General features: G+C 68.9%; 20 protein-coding genes. 14 read left to right on the forward strand and 6 right to left on the reverse strand.

Annotated features, from left to right (window positions below):
- Window positions 1-67: 67 nt before the first annotated feature.
- Genes AC5Y4T_RS11095 through AC5Y4T_RS11120 form a run of 6 tightly spaced genes read left to right on the forward strand, consistent with a single transcriptional unit; the run spans window position 68 to window position 5865 of the window.
- Entirely contained in the window at window positions 68-1438 is a 1371-nt protein-coding gene (locus tag AC5Y4T_RS11095; protein ID WP_499918056.1) for a glutamyl-tRNA reductase, read from the forward strand.
- A 13-nt stretch (window positions 1439-1451) separates the two neighbouring features.
- Window positions 1452-2399: a hydroxymethylbilane synthase gene (gene hemC, locus AC5Y4T_RS11100; protein ID WP_499952986.1), complete on the forward strand. Its 948-nt coding sequence runs from the start codon at window positions 1452-1454 to the stop codon at window positions 2397-2399.
- A gap of 23 nt (window positions 2400-2422) precedes the next feature.
- Window positions 2423-4084, forward strand: a complete 1662-nt coding sequence (locus AC5Y4T_RS11105) for a bifunctional uroporphyrinogen-III C-methyltransferase/uroporphyrinogen-III synthase (protein WP_499952987.1) — start codon at window positions 2423-2425, stop codon at window positions 4082-4084.
- Window positions 4085-4086: 2 nt separating this feature from the next.
- Window positions 4087-5067, forward strand: a complete 981-nt coding sequence (hemB, locus tag AC5Y4T_RS11110; RefSeq protein WP_499952988.1) for a porphobilinogen synthase — start codon at window positions 4087-4089, stop codon at window positions 5065-5067.
- Window positions 5068-5080: 13 nt separating this feature from the next.
- A complete protein-coding gene (gene mce1N / locus AC5Y4T_RS11115) occupies window positions 5081-5626 on the forward strand; it encodes a transport-regulating membrane protein Mce1N (RefSeq protein ID WP_499952989.1) in 546 nt (181 codons plus the stop codon).
- Window positions 5623-5865, forward strand: a complete 243-nt coding sequence (locus tag AC5Y4T_RS11120; protein WP_499952990.1) for a hypothetical protein — start codon at window positions 5623-5625, stop codon at window positions 5863-5865. The genes mce1N and AC5Y4T_RS11120 overlap by 4 nt, the downstream gene beginning before the upstream one ends.
- Here AC5Y4T_RS11120 and AC5Y4T_RS11125 read toward each other — a convergent pair.
- Window positions 5860-6300 carry an STAS domain-containing protein gene (locus AC5Y4T_RS11125; protein WP_499952991.1) on the reverse strand — a complete coding sequence of 147 codons (441 nt, stop codon included), beginning with the start codon at window positions 6298-6300 and terminating at the stop codon, window positions 5860-5862. The two genes, AC5Y4T_RS11120 and AC5Y4T_RS11125, sit on opposite strands and share 6 nt — an antisense overlap.
- Before the next feature lie 358 nt (window positions 6301-6658).
- On the opposite strand from AC5Y4T_RS11125, the gene AC5Y4T_RS11130 reads away from it, so the two are divergent.
- Entirely contained in the window at window positions 6659-7894 is a 1236-nt protein-coding gene (locus tag AC5Y4T_RS11130; protein ID WP_499952992.1) for an acyltransferase family protein, read from the forward strand.
- 90 nt (window positions 7895-7984) lie between these two features.
- Window positions 7985-8671: an Rv0518 family GDSL lipase gene (locus AC5Y4T_RS11135; protein WP_499948012.1), complete on the forward strand. Its 687-nt coding sequence runs from the start codon at window positions 7985-7987 to the stop codon at window positions 8669-8671.
- A gap of 246 nt (window positions 8672-8917) precedes the next feature.
- Here AC5Y4T_RS11135 and AC5Y4T_RS11140 read toward each other — a convergent pair whose 3' ends face one another.
- Window positions 8918-11041, reverse strand: a complete 2124-nt coding sequence (locus AC5Y4T_RS11140) for an acyltransferase family protein (RefSeq protein WP_499953003.1) — start codon at window positions 11039-11041, stop codon at window positions 8918-8920.
- Window positions 11042-11092: 51 nt separating this feature from the next.
- Window positions 11093-11968, reverse strand: coding sequence for an alpha/beta hydrolase (locus tag AC5Y4T_RS11145; protein WP_499953004.1), 876 nt, complete (start codon window positions 11966-11968; stop codon window positions 11093-11095).
- A 401-nt stretch (window positions 11969-12369) separates the two neighbouring features.
- Here AC5Y4T_RS11145 and AC5Y4T_RS11150 point away from each other — a divergent pair, with 401 nt between their 5' ends.
- The 3 genes from AC5Y4T_RS11150 to AC5Y4T_RS11160 are packed head-to-tail and all read left to right on the forward strand — an operon-like array spanning window position 12370 to window position 16277.
- Window positions 12370-13515: an LLM class flavin-dependent oxidoreductase gene (locus AC5Y4T_RS11150; protein ID WP_499948011.1), complete on the forward strand. Its 1146-nt coding sequence runs from the start codon at window positions 12370-12372 to the stop codon at window positions 13513-13515.
- A gap of 5 nt (window positions 13516-13520) precedes the next feature.
- The gene (locus AC5Y4T_RS11155; protein ID WP_499952993.1) at window positions 13521-14879 is read left to right on the forward strand and encodes an MFS transporter; all 1359 of its coding nucleotides are present in this window, start codon (window positions 13521-13523) and stop codon (window positions 14877-14879) included.
- Window positions 14880-14921: 42 nt separating this feature from the next.
- Window positions 14922-16277: an amino acid permease gene (locus AC5Y4T_RS11160; RefSeq protein ID WP_499952994.1), complete on the forward strand. Its 1356-nt coding sequence runs from the start codon at window positions 14922-14924 to the stop codon at window positions 16275-16277.
- 68 nt (window positions 16278-16345) lie between these two features.
- Here the strand turns inward: AC5Y4T_RS11160 and AC5Y4T_RS11165 are convergent, their stop codons facing one another.
- From AC5Y4T_RS11165 to AC5Y4T_RS11175, 3 genes are read right to left on the reverse strand one after another with little or no spacing between them, the layout of a single operon-like run.
- Complete coding sequence (locus tag AC5Y4T_RS11165; protein ID WP_499952995.1) at window positions 16346-17263, reverse strand: ketopantoate reductase family protein; 918 nt, start codon at window positions 17261-17263, stop codon at window positions 16346-16348.
- Window positions 17260-18447 (reverse strand): enolase C-terminal domain-like protein, encoded by a 1188-nt coding sequence (locus AC5Y4T_RS11170; protein WP_499952996.1) that lies wholly within the window; start codon window positions 18445-18447, stop codon window positions 17260-17262. The genes AC5Y4T_RS11165 and AC5Y4T_RS11170 overlap by 4 nt, the downstream gene beginning before the upstream one ends.
- A gap of 4 nt (window positions 18448-18451) precedes the next feature.
- Window positions 18452-18847 carry a nitroreductase family deazaflavin-dependent oxidoreductase gene (locus AC5Y4T_RS11175; RefSeq protein ID WP_499918070.1) on the reverse strand — a complete coding sequence of 132 codons (396 nt, stop codon included), beginning with the start codon at window positions 18845-18847 and terminating at the stop codon, window positions 18452-18454.
- A 73-nt stretch (window positions 18848-18920) separates the two neighbouring features.
- Here AC5Y4T_RS11175 and AC5Y4T_RS11180 point away from each other — a divergent pair, with 73 nt between their 5' ends.
- The 3 genes from AC5Y4T_RS11180 to AC5Y4T_RS11190 form a co-directional block, all read left to right on the forward strand.
- The gene (locus AC5Y4T_RS11180) at window positions 18921-19265 is read left to right on the forward strand and encodes a hypothetical protein (protein ID WP_499918071.1); all 345 of its coding nucleotides are present in this window, start codon (window positions 18921-18923) and stop codon (window positions 19263-19265) included.
- Window positions 19266-19344: 79 nt separating this feature from the next.
- Window positions 19345-20694 (forward strand): glutamate-1-semialdehyde 2,1-aminomutase, encoded by a 1350-nt coding sequence (hemL, locus tag AC5Y4T_RS11185; protein ID WP_499952997.1) that lies wholly within the window; start codon window positions 19345-19347, stop codon window positions 20692-20694.
- Window positions 20694-21253: histidine phosphatase family protein (locus tag AC5Y4T_RS11190; RefSeq protein ID WP_499952998.1), on the forward strand; the 560-nt coding region annotated here is incomplete at its 3' end. The genes hemL and AC5Y4T_RS11190, both read left to right, overlap by 1 nt.

Below are 21253 nucleotides of genomic sequence, written 5' to 3' on the forward strand. Positions count from 1 at the left end.
AAACGTTTACCGTGGACAGCAGTTCAGTTACTGGAGGAAGCAAGGGAGCTGGCCAGGTGATGCTGCCGTGAGCGTCTTGCTTTTCGGGGTTTCGCACCGCAGTGCGCCGGTCTCCGTCCTGGAACAACTCAGCATCGACGAGTCCGATCAGGGCAAGATCGTCGACCGGGTGCTGCAGTCGCCACTGGTGACCGAGGCGATGGTGCTGTCGACATGCAACCGGGTCGAGGTCTACGCGGTGGTGGACGCGTTTCACGGCGGGTTGGCGGTGATCGGGCAGGTGCTGTCGGAGCAGTCGGGCATGTCGATGGCCGATCTCACCAAGTATGCGTATGTCCGATACAGCGAGGCCGCCGTCGAGCATCTGTTCGCGGTCGCCAGCGGCCTGGATTCCGCGGTGGTCGGCGAGCAGCAGGTGCTCGGCCAGGTCCGTCGCGCCTACGCCAGCGCCGAGACCAACCGCACCGTGGGGCGGATATTGCACGAGCTGGCGCAGCGGGCGTTGTCGGTGGGCAAGCGGGTGCATTCCGAAACCGCCATCGACGCCGCGGGCGCCTCGGTGGTTTCCGTCGCGCTCAACATGGCCGAACGCCGCCTGGGCGGACTGTCGGGCAAGACCGCCGTCCTGGTCGGCGCCGGAGCGATGGGCGCGCTGGCCGCGGGACACCTCGCTCGCGCCGGCATCGGGCACGTGCACGTGGTCAACCGGTCGCTGTCCCGGGGCCAGCGTCTGGTCCGCAAGATCCGCGACGCCGGTGTGCGGGCCGACGCCGTGGGCTTGGACCGCCTGGCCGACACTCTGGCCGGCGCCGACGTCGTCGTCAGCTGTACCGGTGCGGTGACGCCGGTGATCTCGCTGGCCGACGTGCACCACGCGCTGGCCGCCGCGCACCGCGACGAAGAGACGCGCCCCCTGGTGATCTGTGACCTGGGCATGCCGCGCGACGTCGATCCGGCGGTGGCCGGACTGCCCGGCGTCTGGGTCGTCGACGTGGACCGCGTGCAGCATGAACCCTCGGCGCACGCCGCGGCCGCGGACGTCGACGCCGCCCGCACCATCGTCGCCACCGAGGTTGCTGCATATCTGGCCGGACAGCGGATGGCCGAAGTGACACCGACGGTCACGGCGCTGCGCCAGCGCGCCGCCGACGTGGTCGAGGCGGAACTGCTGCGCCTCGACAATCGGCTGCCCGGGCTCGAGAGCGCCCAGCGCGAAGAGGTGGCGCGCACCGTGCGGCGGGTGGTGGACAAGCTGCTGCACGCGCCGACAGTGCGGATCAAACAGCTCGCCAGCGCACCCGGCGGTGACAGCTACGCCGAAGCGCTGCGCGAACTCTTCGAACTCGACCAGACCGCTGTCGATGCCGTGGCCGCAGGCGAATTGCCAGTCATCGCAAACGGATTCGATGCGGGCAACCCGCAGCAAACCGCCGAGTAGGCGATCGGCGAACGTGATCCGGATAGGTACCCGGGGCAGCCTGCTGGCCACCACCCAGGCCGGGGTCGTCAGAGACGCGTTGATCGCGTTGGGACACCCGGCGGAACTGGTGACGATCAGCACGGAAGGCGACCGCTCGTCGGCGCCCATCGAGTCGCTCGGGGTGGGGGTCTTCACCACCGCACTGCGCGAGGCCATGGAACAGGGGCGTGTCGACGCCGCAGTGCACTCCCACAAGGACCTGCCGACCGCCGACGACCCAAGGTTTGCTGTGGCGGCCATACCGGTACGCAACGACCCGCGTGACGCGGTGGTGGCGCGGGACGGGCTGGTGCTCGCGGAGTTGCCGGCCGGTTCGCTGGTGGGCACCTCGTCGCCGCGGCGGGCCGCGCAGCTTAGAGCATTGGGTCTCGGTTTGGAAATCCGCCCCCTACGAGGCAACCTAGATACCAGGTTGAACAGGGTAAGCAGTGGTGATCTCGACGCGATCGTGGTGGCCCGGGCGGGACTCGCCCGGATCGGTCGCCTCGACGATGTCACCGAGACGCTAGAGCCGGTGCAGATGTTGCCAGCACCGGCTCAGGGCGCGCTCGCCGTCGAATGCCGTGCCGGTGACAGCCGGTTGGCGGCAGTGCTGGCGGAACTGGACGACGCCGACACACGCGCGTCGGTCACCGCGGAGCGAGCCCTGCTGGCCGAACTGGAGGCCGGTTGTTCCGCACCGGTGGGCGCGATCGCCGAAGTGGTCGAGTCCATCGATGAGGAGGGCCGGATCTTCGAAGAGCTGTCGCTGCGCGGTTGCGTGGCGGCGCTGGACGGGTCCGACGTGATCCGCGCGTCCGGTATCGGCAGTCCCGATCGGGCACGAGAGCTTGGGCTTTCGGTGGCCGCGGAACTGTTCGAGCTGGGCGCCCGAGAGCTGATGAGCGAAGCGCGGCAAGACCCGGCGCGAGGAAATTAATTGCGAGTTACGTGGGAGCGACAATGACGACGCGAGGGCGTAAGCCGACACCCGGCCGCATCACGTACGTGGGCTCCGGCCCGGGTGACCCGGGATTGCTGACGACCCGGGCCGCCACGGTGCTGGCGAACGCCGCTTTGGTGTTCACCGATCCGGACGTGCCTGAGCCGGTGCTGGCCCTGATCGGCAAGGACCTGCCGCCGGTTTCCGGCCCGGCCCCGGCCGAGGCGGCCGCCCCGAACGGCGACGGCGGCGCCGTCCAGGGCAAGGCGCAACCCGCGGTGATATCCGGCGGTCCCGATATCCGCCCGGCGCTGGGTGACCCCGCCGAGGTGGCCAAGACGCTGACCGCCGAGGCGAAGACGGGCGTCGACGTGGTGCGGCTGGTGGCGGGCGACCCGCTGACGGTCGACGCGGTCATCACCGAGGTGAACGCCATCGCGCGCAGCCACCTGCACATCGAGATCGTGCCCGGGCTGGCCCCCAGCGATGCCGTCCCGACATACGCGGGGTTGCCGCTGGGCTCCTCGCACACGGTCGCCGACGTGCGTGACCCACATGTGGATTGGGAGGCGCTGGCCGCGGCGCCCGGTCCGCTGATTCTGCAGGCCACGTCGTCGCACCTGGCCGACGCCGCGCGCACCCTGATCGAACACGAGCTGGCCGAGAACACCCCGTGCGTGGTGACCGCGCACGGCACCACCTGTCAGCAGCGTTCCATCGAAACCACGCTGCACGGCTTGACCGACTCGGCGGTACTGGGCGGCGCCGACCCCGCCGGTCCGCTGACCGGCCCGCTGGTGGTGACCATCGGCAAGACGGTCGCCAGCCGCGCGAAGCTGAACTGGTGGGAGAGCCGCGCGCTGTACGGCTGGTCCGTGTTGGTGCCGCGCACCAAGGATCAGGCCGGCGAGATGAGCGAGCGCCTGACCTCCTACGGCGCGCTGCCGATCGAGGTGCCGACCATCGCCGTCGAGCCGCCGCGCAGCCCGGCCCAGATGGAAAGGGCCGTCAAGGGATTGGTCGACGGCCGCTTCCAGTGGGTGGTGTTCACCTCCACCAACGCGGTGCGTGCGGTGTGGGAGAAGTTCGGCGAGTTCGGTCTGGACGCGCGCGCTTTCTCCGGAGTGAAGATCGCGTGTGTGGGCGAGTCGACCGCCGACCGGGTCCGGGCGTTCGGGATCAGCCCCGAACTGGTGCCGGCCGGTGAACAGTCCTCGTTGGGCCTGCTCGACGACTTCCCGCCCTACGACAGCATTTTCGACCCGGTCAATCGGGTTCTGCTGCCGCGGGCCGACATCGCCACCGAGACGCTGGCCGAGGGTCTGCGCGAACGAGGGTGGGAGATCGAGGATGTCACCGCCTACCGGACGGTGCGGGCCGCCCCGCCGCCGGCGGAGACACGGGAAATGATCAAGACCGGTGGATTCGACGCGGTCTGCTTCACGTCCAGCTCGACGGTGCGAAACCTGGTCGGCATCGCCGGCAAGCCGCACGCGCGGACGATCATCGCGTGCATCGGTCCCAAGACCGCTGAAACCGCAGCCGAATTCGGCCTGCGGGTGGATGTCCAGCCCGAGACCGCCGCGGTTGGCCCGCTGGTGGACGCGCTGGCCGAACACGCCGCGCGGTTGCGCGCCGAGGGTGCGCTGCCACCGCCGCGCAAAAAGAGCCGCAGGCGCTAGCTGTGGCCTACCCGCGGCAGCGCCCGCGTCGGCTCCGCACCACCCCGGCCTTGCGTCGTCTGGTGGCGCAAACATCCTTGGAGCCAAGGCATTTGGTGCTGCCGATGTTCGTCGCCGACGGCATCGACGAACCGCGGCCCATCGGTTCCATGCCGGGCGTGGTGCAGCACACCCGCGATTCGTTGCGCAGCGCGGCCGCCGCTGCGGTGGCCGCCGGGGTGGGCGGGCTGATGCTGTTCGGCGTGCCCCGCGAGCAGGACAAGGATTCGATCGGGTCGACCGGGACCGACCCCGACGGCATCCTCAATGTCGCCCTGCGGGACTTGGCCAAGGACCTCGGCGACGCCACCGTATTGATGGCCGACACCTGCCTGGACGAATTCACCGACCACGGTCACTGCGGCGTCCTGGACGACCGGGGCCGGGTCGACAACGACGCCACCGTGGCGCGGTACGTGGAACTCGCTGTGGCCCAAGCTGAATCGGGTGCTCACGTGGTGGGGCCGAGCGGCATGATGGATGGACAGGTGGGGGCGATTCGCGACGGATTGGACGCGTCGGGATACACCGACGTCGCGATCCTTGCCTACGCCGCCAAATTCGCCTCGGTGTTCTACGGCCCGTTTCGTGAGGCGGTCAGTTCCAGCCTCTCCGGCGACCGGCGCACCTATCAGCAGGAGTCAGGCAACGCCCGGGAGGCGCTGCGCGAGATCGAGCTCGATCTCGACGAGGGTGCCGACATCGTGATGGTCAAGCCGGCGATGAGTTATCTCGACGTGGTCGCGGCCGCGGCACACGTGTCGCCCGTTCCGGTCGCCGCCTATCAAGTGTCGGGGGAGTACGCGATGATTTGCGCTGCCGCCGCGAACAATTGGATCGACGAGCGCGCCGCGGCGCTGGAGTCGCTGACCAGCATCCGGCGCGCCGGAGCCGACATCGTTCTCACCTATTGGGCCGCGGATGCGGCAGGGTGGCTCTCGTGAGATGGGGCTTGCGATGACTACCGACAGCGACGCCGCGCCCAAGCCGTTGTTCTACGAACCCGGCGCCAGCTGGTGGTGGTTGGCGTGCGGCCCGGCCGCGGCGGCAGCCATGGTCCTGATCGAAATCTGGAGCGGTGCACCGGTGTCGCTGGTGGTGCCCGCGATCTTCCTGGTGATGGTATCGGCGTTCCTGGGGATACAGGTGAAGGCCGCACGGATCCACGTCTCGGTCGAGCTCACCGAAGACGCCCTGCGCCAGGGCACCGAAACGATTCTGGTTCGCGAAATCGTCAAGGTGTATCCCGAGCCCGACGACCGCGAAGCCTCCGAGAAAGAGGTGGCGAGGTGGCAGTCGGCCCGGGCGCTCGGCGAACTGGTCGGAGTGCCGCGCGGACGCGTCGGCATCGGTCTCAAACTCACCAACCATCGCACGGCCCAGGCGTGGGCACGCCGTCATCGTCAGCTGAGAGCCGCGCTGACCCCGCTGGTCCAGGAGCGGGTGGAGCCCACCCGATCGATCGACGGGGACCGGGACGACGACGCCGGGGCGGCCCAGTGAGCCCCCGCTACCGCGCAGCGCTCGAGCTCGGCCTGGCCTGTGTCGCGCTCATCTGCTCGGCACTGAGCTGGTGGCACTCGCATCACACGGTGACGGTTGCTCCCATCGCGAACGGAGAGCCCGCCACCACGTCGCTGACCTACGACCCACAGCTGCTGCTGCTGACGCTGGTGCTGGTGACGAGCGCCGGGGTGCTGGCGGTCATCGCGGCTGCCAGGCTGCGGCGCGCGCGACTATAGCGGCTTCTTGACCAGCGGCAGCGCCATCCGGCGGCGCAGCGCGATGGCCTCCGCACGATCCTGCAGGGCCTCGTGAACCGAGCGCATGATCGGAAAGTTCGCGTCATGACCGGTGTCGTCCAGCACCTGGGTCACCGCTGAGCTGGCGACCAGGGTCCAATCCACCCCCGCGGCGCGACAATCGGCGTCGAACGCGTACAGCAGCGAGATACCGGTCTCAGCAAATCCGTTGACGTCGGCCACGTCGAGCACGACAGGGTTTTCTCCGAGGGTGAAACGCGCAATGTGATCGCTGATGCGGTCGACGTTCACATCGGTTATTTCGCCGCGAATGTGCACGACCGTCGCGAGGTGGCGATGGTGCGCCCGGACCTGCGCGCCCGCGCAGTCAAACACGCAGTTGTCGTGGCCGGTCTGGCTGTCTGCGATCGTCATGCGGACCCCTCACTCTCCGTGGCGCTCGCGCCGTCTTCGGCGGTGCTTGGACGCTCGCCAAAGGACGTTTCCGACGCTAGGCGCCAAGCATAAGGAGACCGAAAGCCGTGTCTAACGCTTTGCTAAGAAACATTTGCGGGCCCGCCGGGATATTGCGCTGAGCAAACGCTTAGCGCGATATAGAGCAAAGGGAATACCCCGAATCCGGTGTGCCACACCACGACCGTCCCCGCATGACGGCGATCGCGCTGCTAGGCTGCCAAGGCTGCCGGTTGCTGGTCGGTGCTTTCACTCGGCGAGATTTTCCACTCAATCGGAGTGCAGGACGAAACAGCAGGATTCGGACGGGAAGAGCAGCGTGCGGGGCGTAGAGATCAGGGGCGAGATCACGGCCCTGACGGGGCTCCGTATCGTCGCCGCGGTCTGGGTGGTGCTTTTCCACTTCCGGCCGATGCTCGGCGATGCGTCCACCGACTTCCGCGACGCTCTCGCGCCGGTGCTGAATTGCGGCGCGCAGGGCGTCGACCTCTTCTTCATCCTCAGCGGGTTCGTGCTGACGTACAACTACCTCGACCGCATGGGGCGGTCCTGGTCGACCCGCGCGACCCTGCATTTCCTGTGGCTGCGACTGGCCCGGGTGTGGCCGGTGTATCTGGTCACGCTGCACCTCGCCGCCCTGTGGGTGGTTTTCACCCTGCACGTCGGCCATGTGCCGTCGCCGGATGCCGCGCAGCTCACCGCGATCAGCTATGTGCGCCAGATCCTGTTGGTGCAGTTGTGGTTCGTGCCGTTCTTCGACGATTCGAGTTGGGACGGCCCGGCCTGGTCGATCAGCGCGGAATGGCTGGCCTATGTGCTGTTCGCCGTCTTGGTGCTGGTCTTGTTGCGGATGAAACAGGCGACCAGGGCGCGCAGCCTGATGGTCCTGGCATTCGCGGCATCGCTGCCGCCGGTGTTGATGTTGCTCGCCAGCGGCCACTTCTACACGCCGTGGAGTTGGCTGCCGCGAATCGTCACGCAGTTCACGGCGGGAGCGCTGGCCTGTGCCGCCGTACGCAGGCTGCGGCTCAGCGACCGTGGCCGCCGCGTCGCGGGATACGTCTCCCTGCTACTCCTGGCCGCGATGGTGGGCGTGCTGTATTGGTTTGGCGCGCATCCGATATCGGGAGTGGTGGAGAACGACAGCGGCGGCGTCGTCGACGTGTTGTTCGTTCCGCTGGTCATCTCGCTGGCCATCGGGCTCGGCAGCCTGCCGAGGGTCCTGTCGGCGCGGGTGATGGTGTACGGCGGCAAGATCTCGTTCTGCCTGTACATGGTGCATGAGCTGGTGCACACCGCCTGGGGTTGGGCCGTGGAGCAATTCGAGCTCAACACCTCCGAGGACCCATGGAAATGGAACGTCATCGGCCTGCTGGCGATTGCCCTAATCGCCTCGGTGCTGCTGTATCACGGCGTCGAAGAGCCCGCCCGCCGCTGGATGCGCAAGATGGTCGATGTCAGAGCCGTCACCGCGACAAGCGATCCCGGCGAGTCGGGCAGTAAGCTGCTTCCGATCGACCGTCCGCTGGAAGCGGTTTCGGCCCGCGCGGTGTGACGGCCGCCTCAGCGGCCGGCCGCGACTCCCGGGGAATACTTGATGAGGACTCGGCGGCACCCGACTATGCCGTCGACAGTGGAGGTGAGAGTGAGTCGTCTGGCCACCTTTCTCATTGGGTTGAGTTTTCTGGCGGGCGTGGGCATCGCATGTCCGGCGCAGGTGCGCACCTACGAGACACTGACGCTCGACTTCCGGCTGAATCATGTCGCGGTGGTGGGGGATTCGTACACCACCGGAACCAGTGAGGGCGGGCTGGGTTCCAGATCGTGGCCGTCGCGCGCCTGGCAGGTGCTCGGTTCGCGGGGTTCGCGAATCTCAGGCAGTGTGGCGGCCGAGGGCAGGGCCGGCTATGCCACCCCGGGCGACCACGGCAGCGTCTTCGAGGATCTGACGGCCCGGGCGGTCCAGCCCGACGATGCGCTGGTGGTGTTCTTCGGCTCCCGCAACGACCAGGGTGTCGATCCTGGGACGCTGACCGTGAAGACCAACGCCGCTTTGGATCTGGGGCGCCGGCTGGCCCCCGCGGCGCGGTTGCTGGTGATCGGACCGCCGTGGCCGACCGCCGACGTGCCGCCGTCGATGTTCTTGATTCGCGACGTCCTCGCCGGCGCCGCCGGGGCGGCGGGGGCGACGTTCATCGACCCGATCGCCGAGCATTGGTTCGTCGGCCGGCCCGACCTGATCGGTGCCGATGGGGTGCATCCGAACGATGCGGGCCATCAGTACATGGCGGACAAGATCGCGCCCCTCATCCGGTCGCAGCTGTCGACCTGACTCAGGACGGGCGGCCCGGGGTGGCCGAGCCGAAACCGCCGCGCGACAACGAGTTTCGAACTCAGTCGTCCGCGTGCCGCTCGTAGTCCCAGCGCTCCAAGCGGTCCTGGACGTGGAGGAACCCGATTCCGGCGAAGGGCGCGGCTACTGCGACGCAGACCAGCAATAGCGGTGACATGACCCGAAAACCTCCAAAAGTCCTTCACTGATCTGACGTTGGTCAGCCACGAGAAGTTCATTCACAACTCATCCCTGCGCCAGGGCGCGGTCGGCGAGCGCGCCCATCAGCGGCGCCACCAACCGCGCGTATTCGGTTGTCACATGGTTGTCGTCGCGGAACACCAGGGTGTTGCCGACGATGATCGGGCAGCGGTCGGGCGTGCAGAACATGTCGGTCAGGTCGGCGTAGTGGCCCCCGCTGCGGACCGTCACCGCCTGCTCAGCGGCGATCCCGTCGCCGTCTACTGCGTCGGATTTGGTTGGCGTACAGGCGCTTACGTCGTCGAGGTGGGCGGACAGGCACGTCGGCGCGGACGCATGCGGGTCGGGGGCGGGTCCCAACACGAGGACGGTCGCGCCGGTGCGGCGCAACTGCGCCACGGTGCGTCCCACGGTGTCGATCCATGCCGGGTCGTAGGAGGTGAAGGCGAAGTCTGCGCCGTAGCGCCGGCTCATGTCCAACACGATCAGGCGCGGGTGTTCGGCGTTCATCCGATCCATGATCTGCGCGCGCCACTGCTCGCATTCGGTGTATTCGCGGCCCAGGTACGGGCTCACGATGTGCAGGTCTTGCAGCGGGCAGGTGACCTTGGCCAGCGTCTCCAGCCGCCAGTGCCGCTGCTCGGCGAGTTCTTCGAAGGCGGGATTCCACATGGCGGCGTGCGAGTCACCGATCAGCGCGACGGTGGTCGGCGAGGCGGTGTCACCGGTGGCGCACTCGCTTTGTCCGACGTCGCGCCAGGACCGCACGCAGCCGTTGACGAACACGGCGGCCTTGTCGGCGGGCGCCGTGGCCAGCGGCGGGTCCAGGTTCGACGGGACGGCTCGCAGGCCGACGGCCGCGGCGAGCGCCTCGCGGGCTTGATCGAACGCGTGACGAACCGCCGCCTCCTGGGGGCTGATGGCCGGGACGCTGGTCGGCGACGCCGCAGTGATGTTGGCGCGTGGGGCCGCCACCCCGTGGCCCACCGGCGCGGGGATGACGTTGAGCAGCAGCATGCACGCGCACGCGGTGGCGGCACTGGCGCCGCCCGCCACGGCCAGGCTGACCTTCGCCGACCGGCGCAGCGCCGCGGCGAAGCGGCCGGGGTTCTCCACCAGATGCAGCGTGATGACGGCGAGCCCAGCGGAGACGGCCGTCGCGCTCAGCCGGGCCGGTAGGCCCGCCGGCTCCCCGAGCAGCGCGGGCATCAGCAACAGCACCGGCCAGTGCCACAAATACCACGAGTAGGAGATGCGGCCGATCGCGCGCATCGCCGGGCGACACAGCAAGCGACCGGGCCCCAGCCCGCCGGTGACGGCGCCGCCGCCGATGATGAGCGCGGTGCCCAGCACGGGCAGCAGCGCCTCGGTGCCGGGATACGGGGTGTGGGAGTCGAGTTGGGTGCAGGTGAGCAGGATCAGCGCCAAACCGCCCCACCCGGCGATCGAGGCGGTCCGCACCGACAGCCGGCGCCACTGCTGAAGCGACAGCGCCACCAGGCCACCGGCGGCCAGCTCCCAGGCGCGGGTGGGCAGGGAGAAGAACGCCCACGACGGCGAGGTGCGGGTCCACAGCGCGCCCGCCGCCAACGACGCCACGGCGACGACGGCGAGGATCACCGCATACGGCGTCATGCGCGTCGCGGCTCCGCGAAGCCGCGGGATGCGCCCGGCCGACCACGCGACCGCGATGATCAGCACCGGCCACACCAGGTAGAACTGCTCTTCCACCCCCAGGGACCAGTAGTGCTGGAAGGGCGATGGGGCGTCGGAGCCCAGGTAGTCGGTGCCGCGCACCGCAAACCGGTAGTTGCCGACATACAGGGCGCTGGCGACGCCGTCGAGAAACACGCTGCGCGCCTGCAGCGGGGGCAGCACCGCGGCCGCGCCGATCGCGGTGCTGGTGCCGACGATGGCCGCGGCCGGCAGCAGCCGCCGGGCGCGCGCTCCGTAAAACCGGCCCAGCGCAACGGTGTTCGTGGTGCTCGCCTCGCGGAAAAGCAACCCGGTGATCAGGAAGCCGGAGATGACGAAGAAGACGTCCACACCGATGTAGCCGCCGGTGATTCCCGGGATGCCCGCGTGGTAGAGCACGACCGCGATCACGGCGACGGCGCGCAGCCCCTCGATGTCGGGCCGGAAGCCCCTTCGAGAAGTCCGCCGCCCCAACTGGTGTGGGGTGCCGGCGACCGATTCCTCCCGAAGTGTCATCTGGCTCCGCTAGGTCGCCATCCAGGCAAGCTCACCGGGCAACTGGCTGCGCCAGTAGGCGACGTCGTGTCCGCCGAGGGAGAAACTGCCCGCCGGCTGGGTCTTCAACTGATAGACGAATTGCTTTGTGGCGAAATAGAAGCGGTCGAAGTTGCCGCAGTCCACCCGCAGCGGAATCGAATTCAGCGCGGGCAGGCCCAGCACGCTGTTCTGCACGAAGTCGTCGTTGCTGTCGAACGCCCCGGGCGCGCTCAGCGGATACGAGGTGTACAACGCCGGGCTGATCGCGCAGATGCCGGCCGTCCGCGCCGGCCCCAGTTTGGCCCCCAGGCGCAGCGCGCCGTATCCGCCCATCGACCACCCCATGAAACCGACCCGGGAGGTATCGAAACCCATGGTGGACAGCATCGGCAGCAACTCGTCGAGCACCATGGCACCGGAGTCCTCGCCGGAAGTCCTTTTATGCCAATAGGTGTTGCCGCCGTCGACGCCGACGACCGCGAACGGCGGCTTGCCCTCCTTGGCCAGCTGGGCGAGCCCGTCCGGGACGCCCATGTCGATCATCTGGTTGGCGTCGCCGTCCATCCCGTGCAGTGCGATCACCGGGCGCAGCGCCCCGGTCTGGCCCGGCGGCATGGCGATCACGTAATTCGTCTTGATCCCCCCGCGGGCCGCCGACACGAACGACCCGGTGAGCCGGGTCGGCAGGGTCTTGCCCGCCGCCGACGGCTCGAACGGCGCGGGAGCCTGCGGCCATGTCGCGGCGCGCGAAGCGGCCGGAGCCAGCAGCGAGCTGAAGGTGAGCACGCCGGCGGCTCCGAGGCTGGCACCGGCGCCCATCCGGAGCACCGCTCGGCGTGTGAGGTCAGGCATGATCGCAATGATGCCGCGCTGAGCGGGGATTACCCGCCGAGCCACGCCGTATTGGAAGCATTGTGTGATCTGGCGTGACCTTTCGGTCACGCAGCGGTGATCCTTTAGGCCACCTTCCGGCGCCGAGTTGCGCCTGTCGCACCGGATCGTAGTCATGGTAGCGCCGATTCCGCCGGTTGCCGCCCGCCGAATCATTGCGATCGTATTGCCTTCCGGGACAGCGGGAGACGCGGTCACGCGGGCCGTCCTGCGCGGCGCCACGCCGTGCGGCCAGGCGCGCGCGGCCGTCGGGCGCCGCGGTGTAGGTGGCGTCCCGCCCGGGATGCAATCTCGCAGGTTTCAACCGTCGCCCGCCGGCGCCGCTTTGAGAAGGATGGATCCTTTAGTGCTCAGAGGCGAAAGAGGATGGTGCATTGAGTCTCGCGTTTCATTGGTTTCTGCCGACCTACGGCGATTCGCGGAATCTGGTCGCGGGCGGGCACGGCACGGCGATGTCCGGCGACCGGCCGGCAACTCTGAAGTATCTGCACCAGATCTGCGCGGCCGCCGAGGACAACGGTTTCGAAGCCGTCCTCACGCCTACCGGGCTGTGGTGTGAGGATGCGTGGCTGACGACGGCGATGCTGGTTGAATCGACCGAGACATTGAAGTTTTTGGTCGCGTTCCGTCCCGGCATGCTGAGTCCGACCCTGGCCGCCCAGATGGCCGGCACCTTCCAGCGGCACTCCGAGGGCCGGCTGCTGCTCAATGTGGTCACCGGCGGTGAACCGCACGAGCAACGGGCGTACGGTGATTTCCTGGACAAGGAGGCGCGCTACGCGCGCACCGCAGAGTTCTTGCATGTGGTGCGCCAGCTGTGGACCTCCAAGGAGCCGGTATCCTTTGCCGGAGAACACATTCAGGTGCAGGACGCACAGCTGAACAACCCGCCGGACCCGATACCGGCAGTGTTCTTCGGCGGGTCCTCGGCAGCCGCCGGACCGGTGGCGGCCAAGCACTCCGATGTGTATCTCACCTGGGGTGAGCCGCTGACCGCGGTGGCCAAGAAGCTCGACTGGATTCGCGGGCTCGCCGTCGATGCCGGCCGTATCCTGCAGTACGGCTTACGGATTCACGTCATCAGCCGCGATACGGCCGCCGAGGCGTGGGCCGAGGCTGACCGGTTGCTGGCCGCGATCGACCCGGCCGACGTCGAACGCGTGCAGGCCAGCCTGGCGCGCAGCGAATCCGAGGGCCAGCGCCGCATGCTGGACCTGCACGGAGGCGACAGCAGCAAATTACTGGTGGCGCCCAACCTGTGGGCCGGGGTGGGGCTGGTTCGCGGGGGAGCGGGCACCGCACTGGTCGGGTCGCATGCCGAAGTCGCCGAGCGGCTGGCCGAATACGCCAAATTGGGCATCAGACACTTCATCCTGTCGGGATATCCGCATTTGGAAGAGGCCTACTGGTTCGGTGAGGGCGTCCTGCCGTTGCTCGAACGGATGGGTTTGTGGCGGCACCCCAACCGCCAGTCGCACCCGGCAGCGGCGACGCCGTTCGCGGTCGCCTCGGCGCACTGACGGCCATGGCCGCAACCTTGCCGGCGTCGGTTCCCGACGCCGGGATCGCCACCGGGCTGACCGACGCGGTCGACGAACCCGCCGAGCAGCAGCGCCGGCGGCTGCGCATCGTCGTCGCTGCGAGCCTGCTGGGCACCACGGTCGAGTGGTACGACTTCTTCCTGTATGCCACCGCGGCCGGCCTGGTGTTCAACAAGCTGTTCTTTCCCAACGAGAGTTCCTTGGTGGGAACACTATTGGCGTTCGCAACCTTCGCCGTAGGGTTCGTCATGCGGCCCATCGGGGGCCTGGTGTTCGGCCACATCGGCGACCGTATCGGTCGCAAGCGCAGCCTCGCGCTGACCATGCTCATCATGGGCGGCGCGACGGCACTGATCGGTGCATTGCCGACGGCGGCCCAGATCGGGGCGTGGGCGCCGGTGCTGCTGCTGGTCTTGCGCGTGCTGCAGGGCTTCGCGCTCGGCGGTGAGTGGGGCGGGGCGGTGCTGCTGGCCGTCGAGCACAGCCCCGGCGACCGGCGCGGCCGCTTCGGGGCGATTCCGCAGATCGGTTTGGCGCTCGGATTGGCCTTGGGCACCGGCATATTCGCCGTTCTGCAAGTCGTCTTGGGGCCGGCGCGGTTTCTCTCCTACGGCTGGCGCGTCGGCTTCCTGCTGAGCGTGCTGCTGGTCGTGATCGGCATCGTGGTCCGGCTGCGGGTCGACGAGACACCGGCGTTCCGCGAGTTGCAGGACCTGCGGACCGCGTCCACCGTGCCGATCCGCGACATCGTCCGCGAGCCGCGCTCCCGGCGCAACACGGTGCTGGGCCTGCTGTCGCGATGGGCCGAGGGCTCGGCGTTCAACACCTGGGGCGTTTTCGCCATCAGTTACGCCACCGGTGCCCTGGGGTTGAACCGGGTTTCGGTGCTTGTGGTGGTGACGATCGCCGCCCTGGTGATGGCGGTGCTGCTACCGGTATCGGGACGCTTGACCGAGCGCTTCGGTCCGCGGCGGGTGTACCTGGCCGGCATCGCCTGCTACGGCCTGGCGGCCTTTCCGGCGTTCGCTTTGTTCGGCACGAAAAACCTGGTGTGGTTCGGGCTGGCGATGATCGTCGTGTTCGGCGCGGTGCACGCGCTGTTCTATGGCGCGCAGGGCACGCTGTATTCCGCGCTGTATCCCACGAATACGCGCTACACCGGATTGTCGTTCGTCTACCAGGTCTCGGGAATCTACGCCTCCGGCGTCACGCCGATGATCCTGACCGCGCTGATCGCGGCGCTCGGCGGTGCGCCGTGGCTGGCATGCGGGTACCTGGTTGCGACGGCGGTGATCAGTGTGGTCGCCACTGCTTTGATTCGCGATCGAGACCTCTACCTGTAAGTCGTTGTTGCTGCGGGTCCCAAAGCCGGATAGCGTCCGGGCATGGGTGTCAATCCGCAACTACGCCAAGGGTTGTCGCAGCGGCAGCTCAGCATGATCGCGCTCGGGGGCGTGATCGGTGCCGGACTGTTCGTCGGGTCGGGCGTGGTGATCAAGGACACCGGCCCGGCGGCGTTCCTCACCTACGCCCTTTGCGGTCTGCTCATCGTCCTGGTGATGCGGATGCTCGGTGAGATGGCGGCCGCGAACCCGTCGACCGGATCGTTCGCCGACTACGCCGGCAAGGCCCTGGGCGGCTGGGCGGGATTCTCCGTCGCGTGGCTTTATTGGTATTTCTGGGTGATCGTGGTGGGCTTCGAGGCGGTCGCCGGCGGGAAGGTGCTCAACTACTGGTTCCATGCGCCGCTATGGCTGCTGTCGCTGTGCCTGATGGTGTTGATGACCGCGACCAACCTGTTCTCGGTGTCGTCCTTTGGCGAATTCGAATTCTGGTTCGCCGGAATCAAAGTCGCGACGATCGTGATCTTCCTGATCGTGGGCACGGCGTACGTTCTGGGGTTGGTGCCCGGCCATCGTGGGGGCCTGACCAATCTGCAGGCACACGGCGGGTTCTTTCCCCACGGCGTGGGTGCGGTGTTCGCCGCCATCGTGGTGGTGATCTTTTCCATGGTTGGCGCCGAGATCGTCACCGTCGCCGCCGCGGAAAGCCGCGACCCCGAGCTCGCGGTCCAGAAGGCGACCCGATCGGTGGTGGCCCGCATCGGGATCTTCTTCGTCGGTTCGGTCTTCCTGCTCGCGGCGCTGTTGCCTTGGGATTCCGTGGAACTCGGCGCCTCGCCGTACGTCGCCGCGCTCAAACACCTGGGGCTTCCCGGCGCGGACCAGGTGATGAACGCCGTCGTGCTGACCGCGGTGCTGTCCTGCCTGAATTCCGGTCTGTACACCGCGTCGCGCATGCTGTTCGTGCTCGCCGAGCGCGGTGAAGCGCCGACCCGATTGGTCAAACTCAGCGGGCGCGGCGTGCCCCACTTCGCGATCGTGTGTTCGTCGGCGGTCGGGTTCTTGTGCGTCATCATGGCGCGCGTCGCGCCGAACACGGTGTTCCTCTTCCTGCTCAACTCGTCGGGCGCCATCATCTTGTTCGTCTATTGGCTGATCGCGTGCTCGCAGATCATCCTGCGCCGCCGGACACCCGCCGAAAAGCTGACGGTGAAGATGTGGTTCTACCCGGTGCTGTCCATCCTCACTTTGACCGGAATCACCGCCGTGCTGGTGCAAATGGCGTTCGACCACACCGCCCGCAGCCAGCTGTGGCTCAGCCTGCTGTCCTGGGCGGTGGTGATCGGGGTGTACTTCCTCGCGCGATCGCGCGGCCGGACTCCCTCTCAGACGCGCTAGCCAATTCCGAACTCGCACTTGAGGAATGACCGTTCCGGTGCCGATGTGGCGCCGTGACGCACATCCAGTCAGCTCCATCGCCGTTCGATCGACTTGATCAGCGCGGTCAGCGTCGCGTTCACCGGCGCCGCGACCCCCACCCGGGCGCCCTGGCGCGGGACCGCGCCGTTGATGACGTCGATCTCACTGACCCGGCGCGCCTCGTGGTCCAGCAGGGCCGACGGTTTGGCGTCGGGCATCTGCGCGCCGAAGGCGCGGACGTGTTCGACCGCATCGGTGACGGCGACGGCGATGCCCGACGCCCGCGCGACGGTCCACGCCTCCGTCGCGGCCGCCTGGCTGACCGGCGCCATCTCCGGGTCGTCCATCACCTGCCCGACGGTCATGCCGGTCAGCGCGCACGGGGCGCTGTAGGCGGCGTTGCAGATGAGCTTCTCCCACTGCATGGCCGCGATGTCGGTGACCGCGGCCGCATCGAATCCGGCGGCCGTCCACGCGCGGGCGATCGTTTCGACGGTCGAGTGCGGCAGCGACGAATACGCGCCGAACCGCATCGCCTTCATGGCGTTGTGCCGGACATGTCCGGGGGCCACGGTCGCCGCGCCGAATCCGCTGGCGATTCCGACCGCGGCCCGCTCCTCGCCGACGATGCCCGCCACCGTCTCCGCCGATCCCAGGCCGTTCTGGATGGTCAGCACCGGCGTGGCCGGACCCAGCATCGAAAGGGCTTGTCGCGCACCGGCTGTCACGTCGGCCGCCTTGACGGCGAGCACGATCAGGTCCATCGCCTCGTCCGGCGCGGTGGTGCTCGCCCGCAGCGCCACCACCTGGTCGTAGCCCGGGCCGGTGACCCGCAGCCCGTGCCGGGCGATCTGGTCGATGCCGGCCCGATGGCGGTCCACGGCCAGCACCTCGTTGCCCGCCGCCGCCAGCCTCGCGGCATAGATGGAACCCATGGCACCGCAACCGATTACGGCGATCTTCATCCGCGCCATCTCCCGTCGGTCAGCTCGGCGATCAGTTCGGCCAGCCCCGCCTTCTGCTCGAGCCCGAAGCCCGCGGCGTCGGTCGGCGAGACCCGGCCCGTTGACAGCGCGCACCCATCGGAGTAGCCGCCGAACGGGGCGAACACGCCGGGGTAGGCCTCGCATCCGCCCAGGCCCAGCCCGGCCGCGACATGCAGGTTGATCAGGTGGCCGCCGTGTGGGAACGCGAAGCGGCGATCAAAGCCATGCGACGCCGCGACGTCAAGCATCCGGATGTATTCGGTCAGGCCGTAGCTCAGGCCCGGATCCATTTGGAAGACATCATGATTGGGCCGCATTCCGCCGTAACGCAACAGATTGGTCACATCCGGGATCGAGAACAGGTTTTCCCCCGTGGCCACCGCTCCGTCGTAGCACTCCGCCACCGCCCGGTTCAGCGCGTAATCGAGGGGATCGCCCGGCTCTTCGTACCAGCGCAGGCCGTAGGGGGCCAGCGCGTTCGCCCAGCGGGTTGCCTCGGTCCGGCCGAACCGGCCGTTGGCGTCTACGGCGACTCGCCCCGCGTCGCCGACGATGTCGACGACGGCATCGATCCGCGCGAGGTCCTCGGCCAACGCGGCTCCGCCGATCTTCACCTTGACCGCGTCATAGCCGGCGTCGAGATACCCGCGCATTTCCGCGCGCAACCGCTCGACGCCGCCGTCGGCGTAGTAGTAGCCACCGGCGGCGTACACCGGCACCGACGGCGCGGGGTCGCGTCCGGCGTGGCGGGCGATGGTCACGCAGGCCGGCTCGTCGCGCAGTTTCGCGTTCAAGTCCCAGCAGGCCAGTTCCAGCGCGGCCGCGGCCGCCGCCCGATCGCCATGACCGCCGGGCTTCTCGTCGGTGAGCGCGCACGCCAGAACCGCCGCGGGGTCGAGGTATCCGGAGGGGTCCAGCAGCACATCGGGAGACGCCGCGAGCAGCCTCGGGATCATCCGGTCGCGCAGGATTCCACTCTGGGCGAACCGGCCGATCGAATCGAAAGCCACGCCCACCACGGGCCGCCCGTGCCGGATCACATCGGTGACGACTGCGACCAGCGAGACCGTGTGGTGGGAGAAGTCGACCACCGCGTTGGCCGGACCGCCGCGTGGCCCGCCGGCGAGGGCGACCGCCCGCTCGACGATCGCCGCGATCCGCATGGTGTCAGGAAGTCCGCGTGAGCAGTACCGCTTGCTCGAACGGCAGCCGGGCGAAAACCCGTCGCACCCCGCGTGTTACGTACGCCGCCGCCTCGTCCCTGGTGACCACGCGCGGATCCGCGATGTCGATGGTCTTGCCCTTGCTGCGCAGCCGGCCACCGCCCGCCGCCTTCAGGTTCTTCAGCCAATCCCGGTCGGGGCCGTAGGTCAGCACGATGGCCACCCCGGGTTTGCCGTTGACCTCGGTGTTGAACACGTTCACCGGTGTTCGGTACGTCTTGCCCGAGCGGCGTCCAACATGCTCGACGATCCCGAACGGCGGGAGCCAACCGGCCCACATCCGCTGAATCGGGTTGGTGACGTGACGGTTGAACCGGGCGAGCCCTTCTGGGAGTTGCATACCGCTATCCAACTCGCAGGCGCGGGACGAGGACAACCCCGCCTCGGCGCATCAATCGGTCTACTGTCGTCTCATGGGAGAGGCAGCGGGTAACGAGGCCGCCCAGCGCGCCGAGGAGCTGCTGCGCCGGGGGCAGGAGCTGTCCGCGGGCCAGGCCGTCACCGCGGACGACGTGGAGCGTGCCGCCGAGCACGCCGAGCAATCCAGCCTGCGCGACCAGGCGGCCCATCAACGCTCGGTCCAGCGTCACTACGAAGCCGGTGCCGCGCACGAGCGCGCCGCCGAAGTCGCGGAACGAGCCGTCGCGGAGGGCCTCGGCGATGTCGCCGCGCACCGGCGGACGGCGGCAAAAGAACGCGAGGCCGCGCGCCGCAACTTCATCGCGGCGCAGGAAGCCGGCCAGCAGGACGCCGACTAACCAGCGCGCCGCCCACTGATAGCACGTTCTGCTACACCCTGTAGTGGAACGTGCCGCGCGGGCTGGGACACTGGTCGTCATGGGAAGCAGTGATCAGGCGACCGCGCGCGCCACCGGGGTCCCCAGGGCCACGGCGTCGTCGGCCCGGTTGTTCGAGGACGCCTGCGCCGTCATTCCCGGTGGCGTGAACTCCCCGGTCCGGGCGTTCAGCGCGGTGGGCGGGACGCCGCCGTTCATCACCGAGGCGCGCGGCTGCCACCTGACCGACGCCGACGGCAACCGCTACGTGGACCTGGTCTGCTCGTGGGGCCCGACGATCCTGGGTCACGCGCACCCTGCCGTCGTCGAGGCCGTCACCAAGGCCGCCGCGTCGGGCCTGTCCTTCGGGGCGCCCACACCGGCCGAGAGCGAGCTGGCCGCCGAGATGATCGGGCGGGTCGCGCCGGTCGAGCGGGTCCGGCTGGTCAACTCCGGCACCGAGGCCACCATGAGCGCGGTCCGGCTGGCCCGCGGCTTCACCGGCCGCGCGAAGGTCATCAAGTTCTCCGGCTGCTACCACGGCCATGTCGATGCGCTGCTCGCCGACGCGGGCTCCGGGGTGGCGACGCTCGGACTGCCGTCCTCGCCGGGAGTCACGGGCGCGACGGCGGCCGACACGATCGTGTTGCCCTACAACGACATCGACGCCGTGCGGCAGAGCTTCGCCCGGTTCGGCGAGCAGATCGCGGCGGTGATCACGGAGGCCAGCCCGGGCAACATGGGCGTGGTCCCGCCCGCACCCGGCTACAACGCGGCGCTGCGCGCGATCACCGCCGAGCACGGCGCGCTGCTGATCATCGACGAGGTGATGACCGGCTTCCGGGTCAGCCGAAGCGGTTGGTACGGAATCGATCCCGTCGAGGCCGACCTGTTCACCTTCGGCAAGGTGATGAGCGGCGGCCTGCCGGCGGCCGCGTTCGGCGGCCGGGCCGACGTGATGGAGCGGCTGGCCCCGCTGGGGCCGGTGTATCAGGCGGGCACGCTCTCGGGTAACCCGGTCGCGATGGCCGCCGGGCTGGCCACCCTGCGCAACGCCGACGCCGCCGCCTACGCCACCCTGGACGCCAACGCCGATCGCCTGGCCGGGCTGTTCTCCGAGTCGCTCACGAATGCCGGTGTGCCGCATCAGATTCCGCGGGCCGGCAACATGCTCAGCGTGTTCTTCTCCGAAACCCCGGTGACAGATTTCGCGTCCGCGCGGGCCACCCAGACGTGGCGCTACCCGCCGTTCTTCCACGCGTTGCTGGACGCGGGCGTCTACCCGCCGTGCAGCGCCTTCGAGGCGTGGTTCGTTTCGACCGCGCTCGACGACGGCGCGTTCGACCGCATCGCCGACGCCCTGCCCGCCGCGGCCAGGGCCGCCGCACAAGCCGAGGAGGGGAAGTCCTGATGGCCGAGCGCACCCGGGTGCACGTCGTGCGGCACGGGGAGGTGTACAACCCGAGCGGCATCCTCTACGGGCGGCTGCCCGGATTTCACCTCTCCGACAACGGCAGAGCGCAAGCTGCCGCGGTGGCCGACGCGCTCGCTCACCGCGACATCGTCGCGGTGATCGCCTCGCCACTGGAACGGGCCCAGGAGACTGCCGCGCCCATCGCCGCCGAGCACGGCCTGGCCGTGGACGCCGACCCGGATCTGATCGAATCGGCCAACTTCTTCCAGGGCAAACGGGTCAGCCCGGGCGACGGCGCCTGGCGCGACCCGCGGGTGTGGTGGCAGCTGCGCAACCCGTTCCGGCCGTCCTGGGGTGAGCCGTACGCCGAGATCGCAGCCCGGATGCAGACGGCGGTGGACAAGGCCCGCGCCCGCGGCGCCGGCCACGAGGTGGTGTGCGTCAGCCACCAACTGCCGGTGTGGACGCTGCGGCTACACGCGACCGGCCGCCGGCTGTGGCACGACCCGCGGCGGCGGCAGTGCGGGCTCGCGTCGGTGACGACGCTGGTCTACGA

Source organism: Mycobacterium sp. NGS11, assembly GCF_059813315.1.